The organism is Acidovorax sp. SRI_002 (assembly GCF_057586455.1).
Window position 1 is genome coordinate 71,471 of record NZ_JBYCZW010000011.1, and the last position, 23,545, is coordinate 95,015.

At 65.6% G+C, this 23,545-nt stretch carries 20 protein-coding genes; 13 read left to right on the forward strand and 7 right to left on the reverse strand.

Annotation, left to right across the window (positions count from 1 at the left end; all coding sequences use genetic code 11):
- Nucleotides 1–104 precede the first annotated feature (104 nt).
- Nucleotides 105–725 carry a TRAP transporter small permease subunit gene (locus AC2YJX_RS25075; protein ID WP_218299121.1) on the forward strand — a complete coding sequence of 207 codons (621 nt, stop codon included), beginning with the start codon at nucleotides 105–107 and terminating at the stop codon, nucleotides 723–725.
- Nucleotides 726–739: 14 nt separating this feature from the next.
- Nucleotides 740–2,512 (forward strand): TRAP transporter large permease, encoded by a 1,773-nt coding sequence (locus AC2YJX_RS25080; protein WP_228899951.1) that lies wholly within the window; start codon nucleotides 740–742, stop codon nucleotides 2,510–2,512.
- A 521-nt stretch (nucleotides 2,513–3,033) separates the two neighbouring features.
- Here the strand turns inward: AC2YJX_RS25080 and AC2YJX_RS25085 are convergent.
- From AC2YJX_RS25085 to AC2YJX_RS25100, 4 genes are all read right to left on the reverse strand, one after another.
- Nucleotides 3,034–4,116, reverse strand: coding sequence for a TRAP transporter substrate-binding protein (locus AC2YJX_RS25085; RefSeq protein WP_121419321.1), 1,083 nt, complete (start codon nucleotides 4,114–4,116; stop codon nucleotides 3,034–3,036).
- Nucleotides 4,117–4,348: 232 nt separating this feature from the next.
- On the reverse strand, nucleotides 4,349–6,253 hold the full coding sequence (dxs, locus tag AC2YJX_RS25090) for a 1-deoxy-D-xylulose-5-phosphate synthase (RefSeq protein WP_487257611.1): 1,905 nt from the start codon (nucleotides 6,251–6,253) through the stop codon (nucleotides 4,349–4,351).
- Between the two features lie 115 nt (nucleotides 6,254–6,368).
- A complete protein-coding gene (locus AC2YJX_RS25095; protein WP_487257612.1) occupies nucleotides 6,369–7,334 on the reverse strand; it encodes a polyprenyl synthetase family protein in 966 nt (321 codons plus the stop codon).
- The gene (locus tag AC2YJX_RS25100) at nucleotides 7,331–7,573 is read right to left on the reverse strand and encodes an exodeoxyribonuclease VII small subunit (RefSeq protein ID WP_055400508.1); all 243 of its coding nucleotides are present in this window, start codon (nucleotides 7,571–7,573) and stop codon (nucleotides 7,331–7,333) included. The genes AC2YJX_RS25095 and AC2YJX_RS25100 overlap by 4 nt, the downstream gene beginning before the upstream one ends.
- Before the next feature lie 277 nt (nucleotides 7,574–7,850).
- Here AC2YJX_RS25100 and AC2YJX_RS25105 point away from each other — a divergent pair, with 277 nt between their 5' ends.
- The 5 genes from AC2YJX_RS25105 to flhC all read left to right on the forward strand — a co-directional run bounded on the left by AC2YJX_RS25105 (nucleotide 7,851) and on the right by flhC (nucleotide 12,473).
- On the forward strand, nucleotides 7,851–8,981 hold the full coding sequence (locus AC2YJX_RS25105) for an aromatic ring-hydroxylating oxygenase subunit alpha (RefSeq protein WP_228899947.1): 1,131 nt from the start codon (nucleotides 7,851–7,853) through the stop codon (nucleotides 8,979–8,981).
- Between the two features lie 322 nt (nucleotides 8,982–9,303).
- Nucleotides 9,304–10,215 carry a DMT family transporter gene (locus tag AC2YJX_RS25110; protein WP_487257613.1) on the forward strand — a complete coding sequence of 304 codons (912 nt, stop codon included), beginning with the start codon at nucleotides 9,304–9,306 and terminating at the stop codon, nucleotides 10,213–10,215.
- A 102-nt stretch (nucleotides 10,216–10,317) separates the two neighbouring features.
- A complete protein-coding gene (locus AC2YJX_RS25115) occupies nucleotides 10,318–11,220 on the forward strand; it encodes a sulfurtransferase (RefSeq protein ID WP_436130577.1) in 903 nt (300 codons plus the stop codon).
- A gap of 317 nt (nucleotides 11,221–11,537) precedes the next feature.
- A complete protein-coding gene (gene flhD / locus AC2YJX_RS25120) occupies nucleotides 11,538–11,864 on the forward strand; it encodes a flagellar transcriptional regulator FlhD (RefSeq protein ID WP_055400499.1) in 327 nt (108 codons plus the stop codon).
- Nucleotides 11,865–11,912: 48 nt separating this feature from the next.
- Nucleotides 11,913–12,473 (forward strand): flagellar transcriptional regulator FlhC, encoded by a 561-nt coding sequence (gene flhC, locus AC2YJX_RS25125; protein ID WP_487257614.1) that lies wholly within the window; start codon nucleotides 11,913–11,915, stop codon nucleotides 12,471–12,473.
- A 197-nt stretch (nucleotides 12,474–12,670) separates the two neighbouring features.
- Here the strand turns inward: flhC and AC2YJX_RS25130 are convergent, their stop codons facing one another.
- Both AC2YJX_RS25130 and AC2YJX_RS25135 read right to left on the reverse strand, forming a co-directional pair.
- Nucleotides 12,671–13,267: a FlgO family outer membrane protein gene (locus tag AC2YJX_RS25130; RefSeq protein ID WP_304505073.1), complete on the reverse strand. Its 597-nt coding sequence runs from the start codon at nucleotides 13,265–13,267 to the stop codon at nucleotides 12,671–12,673.
- Entirely contained in the window at nucleotides 13,264–14,001 is a 738-nt protein-coding gene (locus tag AC2YJX_RS25135) for a hypothetical protein (RefSeq protein WP_228899943.1), read from the reverse strand. Before AC2YJX_RS25135 ends, AC2YJX_RS25130 begins: the two co-directional genes overlap by 4 nt.
- A 142-nt stretch (nucleotides 14,002–14,143) precedes the next feature.
- Here AC2YJX_RS25135 and AC2YJX_RS25140 point away from each other — a divergent pair, with 142 nt between their 5' ends.
- The 3 genes from AC2YJX_RS25140 (at nucleotide 14,144) to AC2YJX_RS25150 (ending at nucleotide 17,520) form a co-directional block, all read left to right on the forward strand.
- Nucleotides 14,144–15,379, forward strand: a complete 1,236-nt coding sequence (locus AC2YJX_RS25140) for a spherulation-specific family 4 protein (RefSeq protein WP_487257615.1) — start codon at nucleotides 14,144–14,146, stop codon at nucleotides 15,377–15,379.
- Nucleotides 15,380–15,544: 165 nt separating this feature from the next.
- Nucleotides 15,545–16,900 carry an AI-2E family transporter gene (locus tag AC2YJX_RS25145; RefSeq protein WP_487257616.1) on the forward strand — a complete coding sequence of 452 codons (1,356 nt, stop codon included), beginning with the start codon at nucleotides 15,545–15,547 and terminating at the stop codon, nucleotides 16,898–16,900.
- 326 nt (nucleotides 16,901–17,226) lie between these two features.
- Nucleotides 17,227–17,520: a hypothetical protein gene (locus AC2YJX_RS25150; RefSeq protein WP_057271535.1), complete on the forward strand. Its 294-nt coding sequence runs from the start codon at nucleotides 17,227–17,229 to the stop codon at nucleotides 17,518–17,520.
- A gap of 220 nt (nucleotides 17,521–17,740) precedes the next feature.
- Here the strand turns inward: AC2YJX_RS25150 and ppc are convergent, their stop codons facing one another.
- On the reverse strand, nucleotides 17,741–20,530 hold the full coding sequence (gene ppc, locus AC2YJX_RS25155) for a phosphoenolpyruvate carboxylase (RefSeq protein WP_487257617.1): 2,790 nt from the start codon (nucleotides 20,528–20,530) through the stop codon (nucleotides 17,741–17,743).
- A 133-nt stretch (nucleotides 20,531–20,663) separates the two neighbouring features.
- Here ppc and hemC point away from each other — a divergent pair, with 133 nt between their 5' ends.
- The 3 genes from hemC to AC2YJX_RS25170 are packed head-to-tail and all read left to right on the forward strand — an operon-like array spanning nucleotide 20,664 to nucleotide 23,538.
- Complete coding sequence (hemC, locus tag AC2YJX_RS25160) at nucleotides 20,664–21,602, forward strand: hydroxymethylbilane synthase (protein ID WP_487257618.1); 939 nt, start codon at nucleotides 20,664–20,666, stop codon at nucleotides 21,600–21,602.
- Between the two features lie 11 nt (nucleotides 21,603–21,613).
- Nucleotides 21,614–22,426 carry a uroporphyrinogen-III synthase gene (locus AC2YJX_RS25165; protein ID WP_487257619.1) on the forward strand — a complete coding sequence of 271 codons (813 nt, stop codon included), beginning with the start codon at nucleotides 21,614–21,616 and terminating at the stop codon, nucleotides 22,424–22,426.
- On the forward strand, nucleotides 22,423–23,538 hold the full coding sequence (locus tag AC2YJX_RS25170) for a uroporphyrinogen-III C-methyltransferase (RefSeq protein WP_487257620.1): 1,116 nt from the start codon (nucleotides 22,423–22,425) through the stop codon (nucleotides 23,536–23,538). The genes AC2YJX_RS25165 and AC2YJX_RS25170 overlap by 4 nt, the downstream gene beginning before the upstream one ends.
- Nucleotides 23,539–23,545 lie beyond the last annotated feature (7 nt).

The following is a 23,545-nucleotide window of genomic DNA, read 5'->3' on the forward strand; positions in this document are numbered from 1 at the left end:
CAGTGCTCCGTAGAATCGCGCCGTTGTAAAAGTTTGTCGAATCGTTGCGCTTACCGGCGCGTGGGTCGGCATATCGCACGCAAAGCCTTTTTATTGGAGACACCATGCAGGCTCTACTGAAGTTATCAAGGGGGATCGACTGGCTTAACACCCAGGTCGGTAAATATGTGGTTTGGCTCATCCTGGCCTCCACAGTCATCAGCGGTGTGAACGCCGTGGTCCGCAAAGCGTTCAACATCAGCTCCAACGGTTTTCTGGAAATCCAGTGGTACCTGTTTGCCGCGTCGTTCCTGCTGGCCGCCGGATACACGCTGCTCCAGGGCGAACACGTGAAGGTGGACGTGATCTCCAGCCGCTTTTCCAAGCGCACCCAGATCTGGATCGACGTGTTCGGCTACATCGTCTTCCTCACGCCCATGTGCCTGGCGGTGCTCTGGTATGGCATTCCCTTCTTCACCCGCGCCCTCGCGTCGGGCGAAATGTCGAACAACGCTGGCGGGCTGATCCGTTGGCCTGTGTACCTGATGATGCCGCTGGGCTTCACCCTGCTGTGGTTGCAAGGCATCTCCGAACTCATCAAGCGCCTGGGGTTCCTGCAGGGCCTCATCGAAGACCCCACGGTCAAGAAGATTGAAAAAACGGCTGAAGAAGAACTGGCCGAATCCATCCGCAACCTGGCCGAAGCCGCCAAGGGCAACGGCAAGAACAAGAGCGAGGCCGCCTGAGCGGAGCACACACCATGGAATTTCTCGCCCATAACCTCGCACCCATCATGTTCGCGGGGCTCATCTGCTTTTTGCTGGTGGGCTTCCCGGTCGCCTTCAGCCTGGGCGCCTGCGGACTTTTCTTCGCCTTCATCGGCATTGAATTGAACGTGCTGCCCGAAGCCCTGCTGCAAGCCGTGCCGCTGCGCATCTTCGGCATCATGCAGAACGACACCCTGCTGGCCATTCCGTTCTTCACGCTCATGGGGCTCATACTGGAGCGAAGCGGGATGGCGGAGGACCTGCTCGACACCATCGGACAGCTGTTCGGCCCCATCCGTGGCGGCCTGGCACTGGCCGTGATCTTCGTGGGTGCGCTGCTGGCAGCCACCACGGGCGTGGTGGCTGCATCGGTGATCTCGATGGGCCTGATCTCGCTGCCCATCATGCTGCGCTATGGCTATGACCGGCGACTGGCTGCGGGGGTGATTGCGGCCTCCGGCACGCTGGCGCAGATCATTCCCCCCTCTCTGGTGCTCATCATCATTGCCGACCAGATGGGCCGCAGCGTGGGCGACATGTACAAGGGCGCCTTCGTGCCCGGCCTGATGCTCACCGGCTTCTATGCGCTCTACGTGATTCTGCTGGCCATCTTCAAGCCCCAGTGGGTGCCCGCCATCCCGCCCGAAGCGCGCACGCTGCGGGACGACAATGGCAAGAGCGGTGTGACTTCGCTGCTGGTGCTGACCGGCATCTGCGTGGCGGCATCCATCTATGTGGCCAAGAACATGCCTGCCCTGCACACCTGGTGGTCCGGTGAAGCCGTGGACCGCGTGGCGCTGGACGAAACCATCGTGGTGTCCATGTGTTTTGGCGTGGCACTGGCCTTCGTGGCTGCCAGCATCAACAAGATCACCCGGATGGGCCTGCTCTCGCGGGCAGCAGAACGCGTGACCTTCGTGCTGATCCCTCCGCTGCTGCTGATCTTCCTGGTGCTGGGCACCATCTTCCTGGGCGTTGCAACCCCCACCGAAGGCGGCGCCATGGGCGCACTGGGCGCCGGCATCATGGCCGTCCTCCGCGGCCGCCTCACGATGTCGCTGCTGCGCCAGGCTGTCACCACCACCACCAAGCTGTCGTGTTTTGTGGTGTTCATCCTGGTGGGCGCCACGATATTCGGCCTGACCTTCCAGGGCGTGGACGGCCCGCTGTGGGTGGAGCACCTGATGACCGGCTTGCCAGGGGGCCAGCTGGGCTTCCTGATCGTCGTGAACGTCATGGTGTTCTTCCTGGCGTTCTTCCTGGACTTCTTTGAACTGTCCTTCATCGTCGTGCCCCTGCTGGCCCCCGTGGCCGACAAGCTGGGCATTGACCTGATCTGGTTTGGCGTGCTGCTGGCCATCAACATGCAGACGTCGTTCATGCACCCGCCGTTCGGCTTTGCGCTGTTCTACCTGCGCAGCGTGGCCCCGGCGAAGGAGTACATGGACAAGGTCACCAAGAAGATGATTGCGCCGGTCACCACCCCCCAGATCTACTGGGGTGCCATTCCCTTCCTGTGCATCCAGCTGCTGATGGTGGCTCTGGTGATCGCCTTCCCGGGCATTGTCTCCAGCGGGCTCGACGAGAAGCAGGTCTATGACCTCGACAAGGTCCGCATGGAAATGGAAGCCGCCATGCCCGACGCTAGCGCCGAAGCGGCCGATCCGACTGCCGGCATGGCAGGCGCTGCGGACCCCGCGCCTGCTCCTGCAGCAGACGACCCCCTGAAGGCACTGCAAGACTCCATGTCCACCGACAAGAAGTGAGCACACCGCTTGCAAGACGACCGTGATTCAGTCTGACCCGGGCCCCGCGCCCTGGTCCTCAAACCTCCGCAGATGGGAAACCTCTGCGGAGGTTTTTTTATGGAGCAGACGCGGAGGGGGTCCGGTGCGCCATGGATCATGGAGGTAGCGGTGGGGCATCGACTTTGGCACATCGCGCAAGCAGACGAGACTCTTGATCCCCTACCCCCTTTCTTGGTGGCGAACAGCCCCAAGGAAGCCTCTTCACGAATCGAGAGGCTTCAGCAGGAAACAGGCACCGGCCGCGCACTCCAAGGCATCGAGAGTCAAGCAGCCTGGTCGGGCTGGGCTTGGGGGCTTGGGGGCTTGGGGGCTTGGGGGCTTGGGACCTCGCCCACGTTCATGCGGTTGAGGGGGCCGCATGGCCACAGCAAGGTGCCGCCTCACAAAACACAGGGACGAAAAAAAACCCGTCCGGGAGAGGACGGGTTTTGCAGACCTTGGCATGGCAGCTTGCGCCGCCATTCCAGAGCCACTCGGGATCAGAGCTTCTGCGAAGACATGAACGAGTCGTAGCGGGCTTCGGCAAAACGGAACCAGAGCACCTGGTCGCGCTGGAATGCACGCATGTCGGCGTAGATCTTCTTCCACTCGGGGCTTTTCGCGTCGTTGGCAGCGAAGACTTCCATGGAGGCCTTGAACGAAGCGTCCATCACGGCTTGCGAGAACGGCAGCACCTTGGTCTTGGCAGCCACCAGTTGCTTGAGGGCCGTGGGGTTCAGCGCGTCGTACTTGGCCAGCATGTCGATGTGGGCCACGTTGGTTGCGGCTTCGATGATGGCCTTGTTCTCGGCAGACAGGCCGTCGAAGGCCTTCTGGTTGACGAAGAAGTCCACTTCCGGGCCACCTTCCCACCAGCCGGGGTAGTAGTAGAACGGAGCCACCTTGTTGAAGCCCAGCTTCTGGTCGTCGTACGGACCCACCCATTCAGCAGCGTCCAGCGTGCCCTTTTCGAGGGCCTGGTAGATTTCGCCGCCAGGGATGCTCTGGGGCACAGCGCCCAGCTTCTGCATCACTTCACCGACCAGACCACCGCCCAGGCGCATCTTCATGCCCTTGAAATCATCCGGCGACTTGATCTCCTTGCGGAACCAGCCACCCATCTGGGTGCCGGTGTTGCCGCCAGCGAAGCTGATCGCGTTGTAGTTCGCGTAGAACTCGTTCATCAGCTTGCGGCCATTGCCATGCAGCATCCAGGCATTCATCTGGCGGGCATTGAAGCCGAAGGGCACTGCCGAACCCAGCGCGAAGGCAGGGTTCTTGCCGTAGAAGTAGTAAGGCACGGTGTGGCACATCTCCACGGTGCCCTGCTGCACGCCGTCCATCACGCCAAAGGGGGGCATCAACTCGCCACCAGCGTGCACGGAGATTTCAAACTTGCCACCCGACATGGCCTTGACGGCCTTGGAGAACACATCAGCGCCGCCATAGATGGTGTCCAGCGACTTGGGGAAGCTGGAAGCCAGACGCCAACGAATGGCAGCCTGGGCGTGGACAGCAGGCGCAACGCCTGCAGCCAGCACGCCAGCGATGCCAGCCTGCTTGATGATTGAACGACGATCCATGAGGTTCTCTCCGATATAGTGATTGCGAAACTTGGGCGCACGCGTTGTGCACGGCGCCGTCAAGGACTTGTTTGAGCCGGGTTCATTGTAGAAACATGCCCCCTCAGACTTTTGCGGGTTTTCCCGCGAAAATCCCTGCCCTTGCACATGGCTTCAGGCTTCTGCAAGCATCTTGGGGACAGCCGCACACACCCCGCTGCAAAACGGGACTGCGGCAGACCACCCTGGCAGATCAGGCAGCCCGCACAGACTGCAGCGCGGGCAAAAACCGCCGCTCGATCGCAAGGCGGATTCCCTCGGCATCGAGTCCCTGCAAAGCAAGCAGCTTGGCCGGGTCGCCATGCTCGATGAACACGTCCGGCAGGCCCAGCTGCAGCACGGGCCGCACGATGCCCATGCTGTTGAGCGCCTCGGTCACGGCGCTGCCCGCACCGCCCATGATCGCGCCCTCTTCCAGCGTGACCAGTCCATCGTGGCGCTCGGCCACCTCGCGCAACAAGGCCTCGTCGATGGGTTTGGCCCAGCGCATGTTGACCACCGTGGCGTCCAGAGCCTCGGCCGCTTCCAGCGCGGGGTACAGCAACGTGCCAAACGACAGGATCGCGATGCGCGGCGCCTTGGCATCGGTGCCCTGGCGCTCGCGACGGATCTCGCCTTTGCCAAAAGGCAGGCCATCCAACGCCGCCAGCGGTGCCACACCGGCGCCGCTGCCACGCGGGTAACGCACGGCCACGGGGTGGTCCTGCTCGAAGGCGCTGCTGAGCAGTTGGCGGCATTCGCGCTCGTCAGCCGGGCAGGCCATGCTCATGTTGGGAATACAGCGCACAAATGGGATGTCGTACGCGCCTGCATGCGTGGCACCGTCTGCGCCCACCAGGCCCGCGCGGTCCAGCGCAAACACCACGGGCAGGTTTTGCAGGGCCACGTCGTGGATCAGTTGGTCATAGCCGCGCTGCAAGAAGGTGGAGTAAATCGCCACCACCGGCTTGACGCCTTCGCAGGCCATGCCGGCGGCAAAGGTTACGGCATGCTGCTCGGCAATGCCCACGTCGTAGTAGCGGTCCGGAAAACGTTTTTCAAACTCCACCATGCCCGAGCCCTCGCGCATGGCGGGCGTGATGCCCACCAGGCGAGAGTCGTGTGCGGCCATGTCGCACAGCCACTGGCCAAACACCTGCGTGAACGTCTGCTTGGGCGGCGTGGCGGGCTTGGTGAGGCCCACGGAGGGGTCGAACTTGCCGGGGCCATGGTAGGCCACGGGGTCGGCCTCGGCCAGCTTGTAGCCCTGGCCCTTTTTGGTGACCACGTGCAGGAACTGCGGGCCTTTGAGGCCCTTGATGTTCTCCAGCGTGGGGATCAGCGAATCGAGGTCGTGTCCATCGATGGGGCCGATGTAGTTGAAGCCGAACTTCTCGAACAGCGTGGCAGGCACCACCATGCCCTTGGCCTGCTGCTCAAAGCGCTTGGCCAGCTCCAGCAAGGGCGGCACGGGCCGCAGCACGGTCTTGCCCACGTTCTTGGCAGCGGCGTAGAACTGCCCGCTCATGAGCTGAGCGAGGTAGCGATTGAGCGCGCCCACAGGCGGGCTGATGCTCATGTCGTTGTCGTTCAGCACCACGAGCAGGTTGGCATCGGCCACACCGCCGTTGTTCAGCGCCTCGAACGCCATGCCCGCACTCATGGCGCCATCGCCGATGATCGCCACGGCGTGGCGGTTTTCGCCCTTGCGCTTGGCGGCCAGCGCCATGCCCAGCGCGGCCGAGATGCTGGTGCTCGAATGCGCCGTGCCAAAGGTGTCGTAAATGCTCTCGGCCCGCTGCGGAAAGCCCGAGATGCCGCCCAACTGGCGCAACGTGTGCATGCGGTCGCGGCGGCCGGTCAGGATCTTGTGCGGATAGGTCTGGTGGCCCACGTCCCACACCAGGCGGTCTTCGGGGGTGTTGAAGACGTGGTGCAGCGCGATCGTCAGTTCCACCGTGCCCAGGTTGGAGCTGAGGTGCCCACCCGTGCGCGCAACACTTTCGATCACGAACCCGCGCAACTCGGTCGCCAGGGCCTTGAGATCTGCGCGCGAAAGCTGGCGCAGGTCGGCCGGGTCATTGATGGTCTGCAGCAGGGGAAAGGACATCGTGGACATTTACTATTCTTTTCATAGCTGCCAGCGCTTTACAGGAAAGCGCTGGAGGCCAATTTGGCATTGATTTCACTGCAACGGGCATGAACAGGGTGCAGCACGGATCATCGGGCCAGGCTCAATGCGAGCGTCGCACCACCATGTCCGCCAGGGCCGCCAGCGCGCGGGTATCGGGCAGGCCACTGCGGGCCAGGGCCGCATGGGCCTCGGCCAGCAGCTCCTGGGCATAGGCCTGCGCCCGCGCTAGCCCCAGCAAAGACACATAGGTGGGCTTGTCGGCCGCAGCATCCTTGCCGGCCGTCTTGCCCAGCGTGGCCGAATCGGCCACCACGTCCAGGATGTCATCCACCACCTGGAACGCAAGGCCCATGGCGGCCCCGTAGTCGGACAGCGCCTGGTAGGCCGCGCCCACGGCGTGGCCGCACGCCGCCCCCACGAGCACACTGCCCTGCAGCAGCGCGCCGGTCTTGAGCCGGTGCATCTGGCGCAACTGGTCTTCGGTCAACGCCACACCCACGCTGGCCAGGTCGATGGCCTGCCCGCCCGCCATGCCGGCCGATCCGGCGGCCCGCGCCAGCAGCCTGCACAGCGTGGCCTGCGTGGCGGCGGGGATGAGGGTGTTGTCGGGCGTGAGCAGCTCAAATGCAAAGGCCTGCAAGGCATCGCCCGCCAACAGCGCCTGGGCCTCGCCAAACTGCACATGCACGGTGGGCTTGCCACGGCGCAGCACGTCGTTGTCCATGCAGGGCATGTCGTCGTGCACCAGCGAGTAGGCGTGAATGAGTTCCACCGAGCACGCGGCCCGCAGGGCCGCCTCGTCCAGGCCAGCGCGCAGCGCGGCATCGTCAACCACCGCAGAGGCCGGTGCGCCACTGCAGACCGCCTCATAGGCCGCCAGCACCAGCAGGGGCCGCAGCCGCTTGCCGCCATCGAGCACGGCATAACGCATGGCGTCGCCCAGCCCGGCGGGTGCGCCATCGCCCACCCATTGCGACAGGGCCTGCTCCACCCGGGCCAGGTGGTTCTGGCTCCAGAGGTTCATGTCCAGCGGCTGGCTCTCGAAATTCATTGGCACCGCGCTCATTCCTGGTTCCATGGTTGCAGTTGCCCTTCATCCAGCACCTTGATCTGGTCCTGCACGGCTTCGAGCCGCTGGCGGCAAAACGCCAGCAACGTGGCGCCGCGCTGGTAGCCGGCCAGCATCTGGTCCAGCGGCAACTGGCCCGACTCGATGCGGGCCACGAGTTGCTCCAGCTCTTCCAGGGCCGCCTCGTAGCTGGCGGGTTCGGCGGGAGGAGCGGGGGTTGCAGGGGCCTTGGGCATGGAGGGGGCGGCAGAGCGCGGGTGAAAAACCGATGATTTTAGGCGCACCGGTACGCCCTTCGTGTGAGACGCGGTCCGATGCGTGACGCCGCTCTATTTTCAGAAAGCGATGTTTTCTATTCACGTAGCGGGGGTGCGGGAATAACCCCACCGCCTATAATCCCATTCCAGTCGAGCCGGCTAGCCACCCTAGCCGGTTTCCTTTTTTCCAGATGCGCATTCCCCGGCGCACCTCCCGCACTTTCTCCCTGTGGGGAGTCTTTAGGTCAGGTCACCCATGTCTGATTTAAGTCTTCAACTGCAGCAGGCCGCAAGCCAACTACCAGTTTCAAGCTACTTTGACGATGCGCTGTTCCAGCGCGAGCTGGACACCATCTTCCAGCGCGGGCCCCGCTATGTGGGGCACCAATTGGCGGTGCCCAACACGGGCGACTACTACGCACTGCCCCAGGAGGGCGAGGGCCGCGCCTTGGTGCGCAACGCCCAAGGCGGCATTGAGCTGGTGTCCAACGTGTGCCGCCACCGCCAGGCCGTCATGCTCAAGGGCAAAGGCTCGCTGAACACCCAGCAAAAGGGCAGCGCGGGCGGCAACATCGTGTGCCCATTGCACCGCTGGACGTACAGCCCCCAGGGCGAGCTGCTGGGCGCACCCCACTTTGCGCATGACCCGTGCCTGAACCTCAACAACTACAAGCTGCGCGAGTGGAACGGCCTGCTGTTTGAAGACAACGGCTACGATGTGGCCGCCGACCTGGCCCAGATGGGCCCGCGTGCCGACCTGGACTTTGACGGCTACGTGCTCGACCATGTGGAGCTGCACGAGTGCAACTACAACTGGAAGACCTTCATCGAGGTCTATCTGGAGGACTACCACGTTGGCCCCTTCCATCCGGGCCTGGGCAGCTTTGTGACGTGTGACGACCTGCGCTGGGAGTTCGGCAAGAACTACTCCGTACAAACCGTGGGTGTGGCCAACCGCCTGGGCAAAGCCGGCAGCCCGGTGTACGAGCGCTGGCACAAGGCGCTGCTGGACTACCGCGAAGGCAAGCCGCCGAAGTACGGCGCCATCTGGCTCACGCTGTACCCGCACATCATGATCGAGTGGTACCCGCATGTACTCACCGTGTCCACGCTGCACCCCATCAGCCCCACCAAGACGCTGAACATGGTGGAGTTCTACTACCCGGAGGAGATCGCCGCCTTCGAGCGCGAATTCGTCGAGGCGCAGAAGGCCGCCTACATGGAGACCTGCATCGAGGACGACGAAATCGGCGAGCGCATGGACGCAGGCCGCAAGGCCCTGCTGGCGCGCGGCGACAACGAGGTCGGCCCCTACCAGAGCCCTATGGAAGATGGCATGCAGCACTTCCACGAGTGGTACCGCCAAGTCATGGGAAGCCCCCCCTGAGCCACTTCGCGTCTTCCCCCACGGGGGACGCCCCCCGGCGTACGCAAGCGAAGTGCCGCATCCGCGGCTTGGCGGCCCTCGCGCGGGGGCACTGGCCTGAGCACCGCCAGTTTTGAGAGGCCCCAACCTGAGTCTGTGCCGTCGATCCGTGAAGTCTCGAACAGCGAGGTAAACGCTATCCATTCGCGACGACTACCCTGACCGCTCTCATTACAATAGCTGCCACCGCTTGATCCGCAAGCGCTGGCAGCTATTTTTATTTCAAGCCGTGCAATCCTATGCCCCACGTGCGGCGCGCGGCCTTTCACAGGATCACGTCACGATGCAAGCCCTCTGGATGGTGTTGGCCGCGTTCTTGTTTGCCAGCATGGGGGTGTGCGTCAAGATCGCATCGGACTTCTTCAACTCGGCCGAACTGGTGTGCTACCGGGGCCTGATCGGCATGGCCATCCTGTGGCTGCTGGCACGCTCTCAAAAAGTGACGCTGGCCACGAAATACCCCGGCATGCACGCCTGGCGCAGCCTGGTGGGAGTGGCGTCGCTGGGCGCATGGTTCTACGCCATTGCCCACCTGCCGCTGGCCACGGCCATGACGCTCAACTACATGAGCAGCGTGTGGATCGCCGCCTTCCTGGTCGGCGGCACGCTGCTGGCCTGGCGCCCTTCTGCGGCATCGCCACGGCCCGCCCTGCAAGGGCCGCTGATTCTCACCGTACTCACCGGATTCGTGGGCGTGGTGCTGATGCTGCGCCCCAGCCTGGACCAGAACCAGGCCTTTGCCGGGATGATCGGCCTGATGTCCGGCCTGACCGCCGCATTTGCCTACATGCAAGTGGTGGCGCTGTCGCGCCTGGGCGAGCCCGAATCGCGCACTGTTTTCTACTTTGCCGTGGGCTCTGCGGTGGCGGGGGGCGGGGCCATGCTGTTTACCGGCGTGTCGGACTGGCCGGGCTGGCAGGCGCTGTGGCTGCTGCCCATCGGTGTGCTGGCTGCGGGCGGCCAGCTGTGCATGACCAAGGCTTACGCCAGCGCCAAGACCCAGCGCGGCACGCTGGTGGTGGCCAACCTGCAGTATTCGGGCATCGTGTTTGCCGCCGTCTACAGCGTGCTGCTGTTTGGCGACAAGATCCCGCCCATCGGCTGGTTCGGCATGGCCCTCATCGTGGGCAGCGGCATTGTGGCCACCATCCTGCGCGCGCGGGCTGCGCCCGGGGCACCTGCCGAAGAACACTGACGGATACAAAAACAGATACGGCCACACGAGGACACGCGCCACCGGGATGGCCACAATGGAGCCCCTTTCGACGCACTCCGTCACTTTGCCCATTTTCTGCCGATGACCACCTACACCACGCTCATCTCTGCCCCCGACCTGCAATCCCTGATCGCCAGCGGTGCGCCGCTGATGGTGTTTGACTGCAGCTTCGAACTGATGCAACCCACGGCCGGTGCCCAGCAGTACGCACAGGCGCACATCCCCGGCGCGGTGTACGCCAACCTTGACAACGACCTCAGCGCCAAACACGGTGCCCCCGGCGCTCACGGCACGCTGACCGCCCAGGAAGCCGACCAGCCGGCATCCGGTGGGCGCCACCCCCTGCCCAGCCGCGAGCGTTTTGCCATGTGGCTGTCCAGCGTGGGTTTTGCCAACGGCATGCAGGCCGTGGTGTACGACCGCCAGGGCGCCAACTACTGTGGCCGCCTGTGGTGGATGCTCAAGTGGGCGGGGCACGATGCCGTGGCCGTGCTCGACGGTGGGCTGCAAGCCTGGCAGGCCGCCGGTGGGGCGGTGAACAGCGGCGAAGAGCCCGCGCACTTCCAGACCAACTTCCAGCTGGGCGCCCCCTTGCGCCAGCTGGCCACGGCCAGCGAGGTGCTTGCGCGCCTGCAGCAGCCCGGCCAGACCGTGATCGACGCCCGTGCAGGTGCCCGCTACCGGGGCGAAGTGGAGCCTCTGGACCCCGTGGCGGGCCACATTCCGGGCGCGCTGAACCGCCCATTTGCCGAAAACATCGGCGCGGATGGCCGCTTCAAGCCTGCTGACGTGCTGCGCGCTGAATTTGTAGCGCTGCTGGGCGGCCGCGACCCCGCCACCGTGGTGCACCAGTGCGGCAGCGGCGTGAGCGCCGTGCCCAATCTGCTGGGCATGGAGATAGCCGGCCTCGGCCCGACGGCATTGTTTGCTGGCAGCTGGAGCGAGTGGTGTTCAGACCCCACGCGCCCGGTCGAAAAAGGCTGATCCAGCGTCCAGCACGGCAGCGCAGGTTGTAAAAGTGCAAAAAAGATGGTTTTGAGGGTGCTATCAAAACCATGAACAGAAGTGGGCAACCGGGGCCAACTGCCACAGCAGCGGCCATCGCCTGAAATGCCAGCCTGCACCTGATGTGCGTGTAGGGCAAATTCCTACACGGCCCACCGCAGAACCAGACACGCGGCACAGCCAAACCCCGACTTAATTTCTGATTGGGGCGGTTTCACAATCCATTTCAACGGATCACGCAAAACCTGCAATCAGCAGGCAACGCAAGACCCGGTACTGGAAAAAAGGAAGCTGCCATGACCAACGAACAAATCCTCGCTGAAATCCGCGAAGCCAACCTCACCTACCTGATGTTGGCCCAAACCCTGATCCGTCAGGACAAGGCCGAAGCCGTGTTCCGCTTGGGCATGAACGAAGAGTCTGCCGACATTCTGGCATCGCTGTCGCCAGCGCAAGTGATGAAACTGGCCTCCCGCAACACGCTTCTTTGCAGCTTCCGCGTGGACGACAACCTGGTGTGGAGCTTGCTCACCAACCACTCGGCCAAGAAGGTGGGCAACGAAGCCACCAACACGCTGCACGCCAACATCCTGATGGCCAGCCGCGTGTCGGAAGTGCTCTGACGCATTTGCCCGCAGCCCTCTTCCCCCAGTCTCCACCGAAAGCCCGCCATGTCCACCAACGCACCCGCTGCCAAAGCCCCCGCCAAGAGCGTGCTGAACGAATCCAAGCAGATCGAACGCGCGGCCATGCTGATCCAGATGGGCGCCCGCATGCAGGTGCTTGAATCGGAAACCACGCTGTCGTATGAACGCCTGATCCGGCTGTACAAAGAGATCGCGGGCAAGTCACCCTCGAAAGGCCAGCTGCCCTTCTCCACCGACTGGTTCCTGACCTGGCAAGAGAACATCCACAGCTCACTGTTCCTGAACATCTACGAATACCTGTCCAAGGGCGTGAACCTGGATTCGGTGGAGCTGCTGACCAAAGCCTACCGCCTGTACAACGAACAGGTCGCCACGGCCGAGATCGAACCCCTGCTCTCCTTCACGCGCGCCTGGCGCCTGGTGAAATTTGTGGACGCCGGCATGCTGACGCGCACCAAGTGCAGCCAGTGCAGCGGCCAGTTCGTGACCGAGCTGTATGAGAACCGCCACTTCACCTGCGGCCTGTGCAATCCACCCGCCCGCGCCGGTAAAAGCAAGACGGCTGGCGCACTGATGCTGCACTGAGATGGATATCAAAGCATTAGCTTTTTGCACCGACCAAACGGGCGCGCTAGCCTGATTCCCACCCCGACCGAAAAAATGGGCGCTGCACCCGCCAGGGCCGCCGCGCAAGGGCCGCCCCGCCGCGCTGGCGGCGTCCCCCTTCCCGCGCGTAGCGCGAGAGAAGGGGGAAGCGGCGAAGCCGCTCAGGGGGATGTCATCTATCTCCCAGCCAGCAGCGCGCGCACGTTTTCATCCATTGGCACGGCATAGTTGTGCGCCGCCACCACGGTGTTGCCTACCGGGTTCACCAGCTTGAGGCTGATGTACACCACCGACGTGGAAACCGCATACGTGCCCACCACCACGGCCTGCGCGTTCTGCGACTGGCTCACCTCGCGCACTTCGCGCGACAGCAGCAGCTCACCCTGGTCGCGCTGCAGCAGCAGGTTCTCGCGCAGTTTCACCTCGGTCACCTTCAGACCCCGGTGCACCATGCGGCCCGCGATCTGCTCCGAGAAGATGCGGCCCAGCCGCGACGATTCAGTGAGCCGGTCCACATTGACCAGCGTGGCCACCAGCACGGGCTGGTTGGCATCCAGCGGTGCGGTCTGCAGCAGCGCATCGGTGGCGCGTTCATTCAGCTCGATGAGGTTGGAGCGCGATATTCCGCCCGCCCGGTCACCGTAGTAGTAGCTGTGCATGGGGTTGGTGGTCTCGCAGCCCTGCAGGCCCGCCAGCGCAAGGGCGGCAGCCGCCCACCAGCTGGCGGCGCGTGCGCCCCGGGGAACTTGTTGCGGCGTCCACAAGCCCTTCATGGCGCCACCACCCGCCAGGTCTTGACGGGCGTCATCGGTGCAGGCGCGGGCGGCCGCTCGGGCTGATACAGCACTGCATCGGCCCCCTCGATGTAATACAGATCGGCCGTTCCGGCCAGGTACCGGTCGCGCGACTTGAGCGTGGATGTGATCAGCACCTCGGTGCGCGTGGGTCCGCCTGCGGCGGCGCCCTGGGTGTAGAGCTGGGCCATGTCCAGCGCCACCCCTGCCCCCACGCCCAGGGCCGTGGCCACACCCGGCAACAGGGTGCGGTCGGAATAGTGCACCGCCCAGTCGCGCCACACGCCCACGCCAGTGCCGATGATGGTGCCGGCCATGGGCACGGGCAAGCCGCGCGGTGAGCCAGACCCGTGCTGCACCAGTTGCGTCTGCACCTCCAGCTCCACCGCCGTGGGTACCGTGGACACCGCCACGCCCCGGTTCAGCAGGTGCACCTTGAGCAACTTGAGAAAGCTCTGGTTGAAACTGGAGTTGTCTGCCACCGTGACGTACAGCGGGTATTCGCCCTCGGGCCAGGATGCGATCTTTTCGGCCACGCGCCCGGCCACATCGCCCGCCAGCACATCCCAGTGGTGCACGGCGCGGGCTTTCTTCTGGCCGGTGGCGGGGTAGTTGTCGGCACGCGGCACGTCCAGCGTGCCGCAGCCGACCAGCAGCGCTGCGCACAGCAAGGCTGCTGCGGCGGCCGGAATGCGGTGAAGGAAAGATGGCATGTGGGCCATGGTACTGGCGACCGCCTGCGGTAATCGGCGCAACAAGGCCGTTTTTCCCGGCCAAAGCGGCCGTTTCAGCCCTTGGAGCTGCTGGCGCAAGCCTTCACAATCAACCCATTCATACCAACCCTCCGTGAAGACCATGCTCACCACAACCCGCACCCACCGCCTCGCGTCATTGATGGCCCTCACTGCGGCTCTGGCGGGCTGCGGCGGCGCCACGGAAAAGGACAACAACACGACAGCCCCACCGCCACCCGCGAGCGCGCCCGTCACGCTGCATTTCGTGCAGCCCACCGAGAACGTGCTCGAACCCGGCGCATCCGAGCCGCTGGCGGCCGACGTTACCGTCAACGGCGGCGCAGCCCCCAACGGCACGGTGGTCACCTTTACCGTCAACCCCTCCGCAGCCGCCACCTTCTCTCCCGTGGCGCCCACCACCGTGGCCAGCGTGGCCAGCACCACGCTCACCGTGAGCAGCCTGCCGCCCAGCGCCACCTTCCAGGTCAGCGCCACGGCCACCAGCAGCGCCAACACGGCGGGCGACAGCCTCACGTACTACGTGCGCCCCACCCACAAAAACCTGCAGGTGCTGGTGCCCGCGTATTTCAGCGCCAGCGGCACCTCATCGCCCTGGGCCACCCTCACCAGCGGCGCAGCCAGCTACCCGGACGTGCAGATCACCGCCGTGGCCAGCGCCAGCGACGGCGTGCTGACCGCGGACTCCGAGGTTGACGACGACCTGCTCACGGCCATCAAAGACTTCAAGGCCGTGGCGGGCACCACCAACAAAGTCGTCGCCTACGTGGCCACCTCGGGCAGCGGCGGGTCGCGCTCGGTGGCCGACGTGAAGGCCACCATCGACAACTACATCCGCCTCTACCCCGACCAGCTCGACGGCTTCTTCCTGGACGGCATGGCCACCGACAGCGCACGGCTGGCGTACTTTCAGGACGTCTACAACTACGCCAAGGCCCGGGCCTCGGGCATGAGCAAAGGCGCCACGCCGCCCAACGCACCCACGGTGATCGGCAACCCAGGCACCTACCCCGTAGCGGCCTATGCGGGTGTGGCCGACACGCTGGTCACCTACGCTGGCAATGCCGCCGCCTACCAGGCCACAGACCCCCAGCCCGCCAGCACCTGGGTCTACGCCAAGGACAACACCGCCCAGGCCATGCTGGTCCACACCGCCAGCACCTGCACCGACATGCAGGCTGCCGTGAAGCACGCCCACCGGCCCCGCCTGAACACCGGCATGGTCTATGCCACCAACCTGGCCATCGGCGCCTCGTGGTCATCACTGCCCACCTACTGGCAGCAGCTGCTGGGCACGGTGGATGCTCTCAACAAGAAGCGCCCGCTGCCGCTGTGCTGATGCCAACGGGCAGGGCGCCGAACCCTGCCACACAGGCACCGCTGGCGGGTCGCCGGGCAAACCACCCGCCAGAGCTTCCGAATCGCCACATCCCCCCGCCGACACGCTGCATGTCAGCCCGACCTACAACCCAGCAGGCCCGAGTCCCATCACAATCCGCGCATGATGACCGAGCCCACCCCTGCATCCCCGCCCGCCTCCGCTGCCGAGCCCCCACAGCCAGACAGCCCCGCCGCTGACGCAGCCCCGACTTTGCCCCCCCACGCGCCTGTGGCGGACAGCCCCGCACCAGTGGCCCAAGTGGCCCAAGCGGACGAAGCGGCCCCACCCGCCCAATCCCGGTCAACCCCCGACAGCCCCCCACCGCCTGCGCAACCACCAAGCGGCGCGCCCGCAGCCACCGCATCCCTCCCCGGCCCGCTCATGCTCCACATGCCCGTGGACGTGCGCAACCTCTCGCTCGCGCTGCTGGCGCTGTTTGCCAGCGTGGCCCTGCTGCACTGGGCCAGCGCCGTGTTCATCCCCATCATGCTCAGCCTGCTGCTCACCACGGCGCTGCGGCCCTTGGTGGAAGTCTTGCGGCGCTGCTACGTGCCCCGCTGGCTGGGGGCCGGTGTGCTGTTGATCGCCATCGTTCTGAGCCTGGCCAGCGCCGCCTGGTCGCTGAGCGACGGCGCCGCGCAACTGGTGGACTCGCTGCCCGTGGCCGCCAAGAAGGTGCGCGACAGCCTCAAGGCGCGCACCGGCGCCAGCAGCCCGCTCGACACCATGCAAAAGGCCGCCACGCAGATCGAACAGGCCGCCAACGAAAACAGCGCCACCGCCAGCCCACCTCGGCGCGGCGTGCAGCGCGTGGTGGTAGAGCGCCCGCCCTTCAACATCCGCGACTACCTGTGGAGCGGCACCATGGGGCTCATGTCCGCGCTGGGGCAGCTCACGGTGGTGGTGTTCCTTACCTACTTTGCGCTGGCATCGGGCAACCTCTTCCGCAACAAGCTGCTGCGCATCGCGGGCACCAGCCTGGAGCGGCGCAAGGTCACCATCCACGTGCTGGAAGACATCACCAACCAGATCCAGCGCTACCTGATGGTGCAGGTGTTCACCAGCGTGCTGGTGGGCGTGGCCACCGGCCTTGCCTACTGGGCCCTGGGCCTGGAGAACGCCGCCGTGTGGGGTGTGGCGGCCGGAGTGCTCAACCTCGCGCCCTACATCGGCTCGGCCCTGGTCACCGGCGCATCGGCCCTGGTGGCCTTCCTGCAGTTCGGCACCCTGGACATGGCCCTGGCCATCGGCGGTGCATCGCTGGTCATCCACACCCTGGTGGGCAACCTGCTCACCCCTTGGCTCACCAGCCGCACCAGCAGCATGAGCCCCGTGGCCGTGTTCGTCAGCGTACTCGCCTGGGGCTGGCTGTGGGGCCTGTGGGGCCTGCTGCTGGGCATCCCGGTGATGATGGCCGTGAAGGCCGTGTGCGACCGGGTCGAAGACCTGAAGGCCGTGGGCGAATTGCTGGGGGACTGATACCCGGCATCTGCCGCAAACCGGCAGATGCCTCCCCCGCCACGCTGCGGGGCGATGCCATCTCAGCCCCCACCTCACCCACGCCACCCATATCGCTCGCCATCACGGCGCACCGGCGTGGCCCAGGAGGTCAAGGCGGCCTCAAAGATTGTTTCCAATACTGGAACAGTTAGTTCGCGACCAGGTAGTTTTTCCGTGAACACCATCGGCGTACAGTTCATCCCATCGATGAGCCGAACCCGCAAGGCGACTCACCGAACCCGGTTCAGGAATGGTTTTTGACCCGGCTTTTTTGAGACGCTTTTTAACCTTCAAGGATTTTCATCATGAACAAGACCGCCCGTTTCCTCTCCGTCGCTGCTGTTGCCGCTTTCGCTTCCTTTGGCGCCCATGCTGACGAAGCCGACAGCTCGCAATTCGCCCTGAAGTTCGAAACGAACCGCACCCGCGCTGAAGTGGCCGCTGAAGCCGCAACCGTCGCCCAGACCCGCAGCCAGGAACCTGCTGGTTCGCGTGTGGTGACCTACACCTCCACCGCTGACCGCGCTGCCGTGCGTGCCCAGGCTGCGGAAGCCCTGCGCACCGGCAAGATCCCTTCGGGCGAATTCAGCGCCATGTAACTGGTAGACCAACTGCTTGAGTTTGGTTGAAGCAGTTGCGGGACTTCCCATGGTGGTGGCACTTTGCATTTGCGGGTGGCGCTGCCATGGGGAGTGTTAACTGAACCGCAGGGGCGGGCAGGCAGATCGGGCTCCCTTCGGGAGCCCTTTTTGTTATGGGTGCCTGCGATCAAAACAGGCCGCGATGCGCAGGTTCGAATCGCGCTGCGCTGTCCGCCACTCAGCCGGTATTCCGCAACCCCGCAGCAATCCCATTAATGGAAATGTGAATCCCCGTCTGCACCCGTTCATCCCCCTGCCCTGCGCGCCAGCGGCGAACCAGCTCGACCTGCAGGTGGTGCAGCGGGTCGATGTACGGAAAGCGGTGCTTGATGGAGCGGGCCAGGGCCGTGTTGTGCGTGAGGCGCTGTTTGTCGCCGGTGATGCGGGTCAGGGCCTCTGCCGTGCGGTGCCATTCGGCCTCGATGCTGGTGAACACCTTTTTGCGCAGGCGGGCGTCGGTGACGAGTTCGCTGTAGCGTGAGGCCAGGGCCAGATCGCTTTTGGCCAGCACCATGTCCATGTTGGACAGCAGGGTGCGGAAGAACGGCCATTGGCGGTACATCTTTTGCAGCAGGGCCAGCTGGGTCTTGGGGTCTTTGCCCTCGGTGTTCACAAAGGCGTCCACCGCCGAGCCAAAGCCGTACCAGCCGGGCAGCGTAAGGCGGCACTGGCCCCAGCTGAAGCCCCAGGGGATGGCGCGCAGGTCTTCGATCTTCTGGCTGGCCTTGCGGCTGGCGGGACGGGAGCCGATGTTGAGCTCGGCGATCTCGCGGATGGGCGTGGAGTTGAAGAAATACTCGGTGAAGCCGGGCGTCTCGTACACCAGCGCGCGGTAGCTGCCCATGCTGGCCAGCGAGAGCTGCGCGGCGGCGTCCAGAAACGCCTTGGTGGCGGGCTTGGTGGGCTGCAGCAGCGTGGCTTCGAGCGTGGCGGCCACCAGGGTTTCGAGGTTGCGGCGGCCGATCTCGGGGTTGGCGTATTTGGAGGCGATGACTTCGCCCTGCTCCGTCAGGCGGATCTGGCCGCGCACAGTGCCGGGGGGTTGCGCCAGGATGGCCTGGTAGCTGGGGCCGCCGCCCCGGCCCACAGTGCCGCCCCGGCCGTGGAACATGCGCAGCTGGATGCCGTGGCTGGTGGCGAGTTCGTCGAAGAGTTCGACGAGGGCGATCTCTGCGCGGTACAGCTCCCAGTTGCTGGTGAAGATGCCGCCGTCTTTGTTGCTGTCGCTGTAGCCGAGCATGATGTCCTGCTCGCCACCGCTGCGCTGCACCAGCGCCGCCACGCCGGGCAGTGCATAGAACTCGCGCATGATGGGCGCGGCGTTGCGCAGGTCTTCAATGGTTTCGAACAGCGGCACCACGATGAGGTGGTTCTTGGACTCGGTGTCCAAGGTTCCATTCATCAAGCCCACTTCCTTTTGCAGCAGCAGCACTTCGAGCAGGTCGCTCACGGTTTCGGTGTGGCTGATGATGTAGTGGCGGATAGCCTCGTGGCCGAAGCGCTCGCGCATGACGCGGGCGGTTTCGAAGATGGCCAGCTCGCCCTTGGCATGGGCAGAGTATTCGGCACCCACCACGCGCAGCGGGCGTGCGTCGTTCAGCAGCTTGATCAGCAGGGCACGCTTGGCGGCCTCCTGCAGGCCCGCATAGTTGGGCTCGATACGGGCCTTGGCCAGCAGCTCGGCCACCACTTCTTCGTGTTTGTCGGAGCTTTGGCGCAGATCCACCGTGGCCAGATGGAAGCCGAACACCTGCACGGCGCGGATCAGCGGGTGCAGGCGCTCTGCGGCCAGGGCTTCGCCGTGGTGCGACTTCAATGAAGCTTCGATCACGCGCAGGTCGGCCAGGAACTCTTCGGCGCTGGCGTAGGCGTTTTGTGGGGCCACGGCATGGCGGGCGGCCTCACCACCGGTCAGGTCCTTGAGCGACGCAGCCAGGCGCGCGTAGATGCCGGTGAGGGCGCGGCGGTAGGGCTCGTCCACGCGGTGTTCGTTGGTGTCGGGCGAGCGCTGGGCCAGGGCCTCCATCTCGGCCGACACCTGCACCAAGCGGGCCGACAGCGACAGCTCGCCGCCCAGGTAATGCACCTCGGTCAGGTAGTGGCGCAGTGCCACTTCGGCCTGGCGGCTCAGGGCATATTGCAAGGTCTGCGCGGTGACGTTGGGATTGCCGTCACGGTCGCCACCAATCCACTGGCCCATGCGCAAGAAGCTGTGCACAGGGTACTGGCCCAGCTCGTTTTCCAGGTCCGCATAGATCTTGGGGATCTCACGCAGAAAGGTGGCTTCGTAATAAGAAAGCGCGTTTTCGATCTCGTCAGCCACCGTGAGCTTGCTGTAGCGCAGCAGGCGCGTCTGCCACAACTGCGCCACGCGGGCCCGCAGCAGGGCTTCGTTGGCGGCCAGCTCGCGGGGGGTGAGTGCGTCTTTGGCGCTGTTGTAGAGCTGGGCGCGCACCTGGATGTCGTCGCGCGTGGCCAGCAACTGGGCGATGTCGCGCTCGGCATCCAGAATGCTCTTGCGCTGCACCTCGGTGGGGTGGGCGGTGAGCACGGGGGCCACGTAGCTGCCTGCCAGCGTCTGCGAGATGGTCTTGGGCGCAATGCCAGCCCAGCGCAGTCGCGACAGGGCGACTTCGATGCTGCCCTCTTGCGTGTCGCCCGCGCGTTCGTGCACGGCGCGGCGGCGGATGTGGTGGCGGTCTTCGGCCAGGTTGGCCAGGTGACTGAAGTAGGTGAAGGCGCGGATCACGCTCACCGTCTGGTCGCCCGACAGGGACTTGAGCAGCTTCTTGAGCGCGCGGTCGGCCTCCTGGTCGGCATCGCGGCGGAAGGCCACCGAAAGCTTGCGCACCTGCTCGACCAATTCGTAGGCGGCCACGCCCTCCTGGTCCCGGATCACATCGCCCAGAATGCGGCCGAGCAGGCGGATGTCGTCAATCAGGGGCTGGTCCTTGTCGGATCGTTTCATGGTGCGTGGGTCTCCGGAGGTGGGTAGGTGACCTGGCGCCGCCTGCCCCCCGCGTCCCCCGGGGCGCACCGGCCCCAGTGCGGGCGCATGCTAGCATCGCCCGCCCCTGAATGATTACAAACAGGTTACGAACTTGAGCCTCGCCCATTCCCCCCTTTCCATCGTCATTGCCACCCGAGAGAGCCGCCTGGCGCTGTGGCAGGCCGAGCATGTACAGGCTCTTTTGCGCGCACAGGGCCACACGGTGGAGCTGCTGGGCATGACCACCAAGGGCGACCAGATCCTGGACCGCTCGCTCAGCAAGGTGGGCGGCAAGGGCCTGTTTGTGAAAGAGCTGGAGGTGGCGCTGGAAGAAGGCCGCGCGCACATTGCCGTGCATTCGCTCAAGGACGTGCCCATGGAGCTGCCCGAGGGTTTTGCCCTGGCCTGCGTGATGGAGCGCGAAGACCCGCGCGATGCGTTTGTCTCGCCCAACTACCCGAACATTGATGCCCTGCCCCAGGGCGCGGTGGTGGGCACCTCCAGTCTGCGCCGCCAGGTGCTGCTGCAGGCCCTGCGGCCCGACCTCAAGATCGAACCCCTGCGTGGCAACCTCGACACCCGCCTGCGCAAGCTGGACGAAGGCCAGTACGACGCCATCGTGCTGGCGGCTGCGGGCCTGCAGCGCCTGGGGCTGGAATCCCGCATCCGCGCCACGTTTGCGCCCACGGCCATGCTGCCCGCAGCGGGCCAGGGTGCCTTGGGCATTGAAGTGCGCAGCGACCGGCAAGACCTGATCGCAGCACTGGCCCCGCTGGCCCACCAGCCCACTTGGCTGACCGTGGCCGCAGAGCGCGCCGTGAGCCGCGCCATGGGCGGCAGCTGCTCCATGCCGCTGGCCGCGCACGGCACGTTCACCGATGGCGTGCTGCAGCTCGATGCCGCCTGGGGCGACGTGGACGCGCAGGCCCCCCTGGTGCGCGCAGCGGCCAACGCCGCCGTCTCCACGCTGGCGCAGGCCGAAGCGCTGGGCGACGCGATTGCGCAGCGCCTGCGTGCCGGTGGTGCCCGGGGCGCCGAACCCCTGGTTTGAACGCGCATGCCATGCCCCGGGTGATCGTCACGCGGCCCGCCCGCGAGGCTGCGCACTGGGTCAAGCTGCTGGGCGCGCGTGGTGTGGATGCCGTGGCCCTGCCGCTCATCGCCATCGGCCCCTGCCGTGACGCAGCGGCAGAGCAAGCACTCACCCAGGCGCATGCGCGGCTTGCGCAGTACCGGGCCCTGATGTTTGTCAGTGGCAATGCGGTGTTTCATTTTTTTGAGCCAAATGAGGCCCTAGCGCTTGATGGACAAGCGCTAGCAGCTATCAAAACAAGAGCATGGGCTCCGGGCCCCGGCACGGCGCGTGCGCTGGAGCAGGCCGGTGTGCCGCCTGGCTGCATCGACGGCCCGGCACCGGATGCCCCCCAGTTCGACTCGGAAGCGCTGTGGCAGCAGGTCTCTGGGCAGATCCGGCCCGGCGACTGCGTGCTGATCGTGCGAGGGAGGTCCTCCACGCCCCAGGGTGTGCATGAAAGCCTAGGCAACGGCCGCGACTGGCTGGCGCGCCAGATCGAGGCAGCGGGCGGCACGGTGGAGTTTGTGGTGGCCTACCAACGCGGCGCACCGCATTTTTCAGCGCACGAGGTGGCGCTGGCGCAACAGGCGGCGTGCGATGGCTCCATCTGGCTGCTGAGCAGCTCTGAAGCCGTAGCCCACCTGGCCGAAGCCCTGCCCGGCCAGCACTGGGGCGCCGCGCACGCGCTGGCCACCCACCCGCGCATCGCCGAAGCGGCCCGCGCAGCGGGCTTTGGCACCGTGCGGGAATGCCGTCCGGCGCTGGAGGATGTGGTGGCCTCGATAGAATCGGCCGCATGAGTTCCGTGCCCCCCAACGATCTGCCCCCCGCACCCACCGCAGCGCCCATGGCGGTACCTGCCGCGGCATCCGTGGGCGCACCTCCAGCACCTACCCCGGGCCGGGGTGGCGCCGTCACGCTGCTCCTGGGCGCGGTGGCCGCTGCCGCGCTGGTCAGCAGCGGCATGCTGTGGCAAAAGCTCAGCGCCATTCAAGAGCAACTGGCCCGTCAGTCCGCAGACTCGGGCGCGCAGGCCATCGAGGCCCGCACCATGGCCCGCCAGGCCGAAGAACTGGTGCGCGAGACAGCCGCGCGCCTGTCGGTGGCAGAAGCGCGGGTGAGCGAAGTGGCGCTGCAGCGCAGCCAGCTCGAAGAACTCATGCAAAGCCTGTCGCGCTCGCGCGACGAGAACCTGGTGGTGGACATCGAATCGGCCATCCGCCTGGCGCAGCAACAAGCGCAGCTCACCGGCAGCCTGGAGCCCCTGGTGGCCGCGCTCAAAAGCGCCAACCAGCGCATCGAACGCGCCGCCCAGCCCCGCCTGGCGCCCGTGCAGCGCGCCATTGGCCGCGACCTGGACCGCCTGACCCGCGCCACCGTGACCGACACCGCCGGCCTGCTGGCGCGCCTGGACGACCTGGTGCGCCAGGTGGACGAGCTGCCCGTGCTGAACGCCGTGGCCCAGGCCGCCGCCACACGCCGCCTGGCAGCCACACCCGCGCCCACAAACACGCCACCGCTCAACCAGGGCGACCTGGCCTGGTGGCAGGCAGCCTTGCAGCGCAGCTGGGAAGTGGTGCGCGACGAGGCCCGGGGCCTGGTGCGCGTGAGCCGCATCGACCAGCCCGAGGCCATCTTGCTGGCGCCCGAGCAGACCTTCTTCCTGCGCGAGAACCTCAAGCTCAAGCTGCTCAACGCCCGCCTGGGCGTGCTGGCGCGCCAGTTCGAATCGGCCCGCGCCGACCTGGCCGCCGCCAACGCTGCGCTCAACAAATACTTTGACCCGGCATCGCGCCGCACGCAGAACGCTGCCAGCACGCTGCAGACCGCCCAGGCCAGCATGAAAGCGGCCGAGCAGCCGCGCCTGGACGAAACGCTCTCTGCGCTGGCAACAGCTGCAGCCGGCCGGTAAGGGAGCG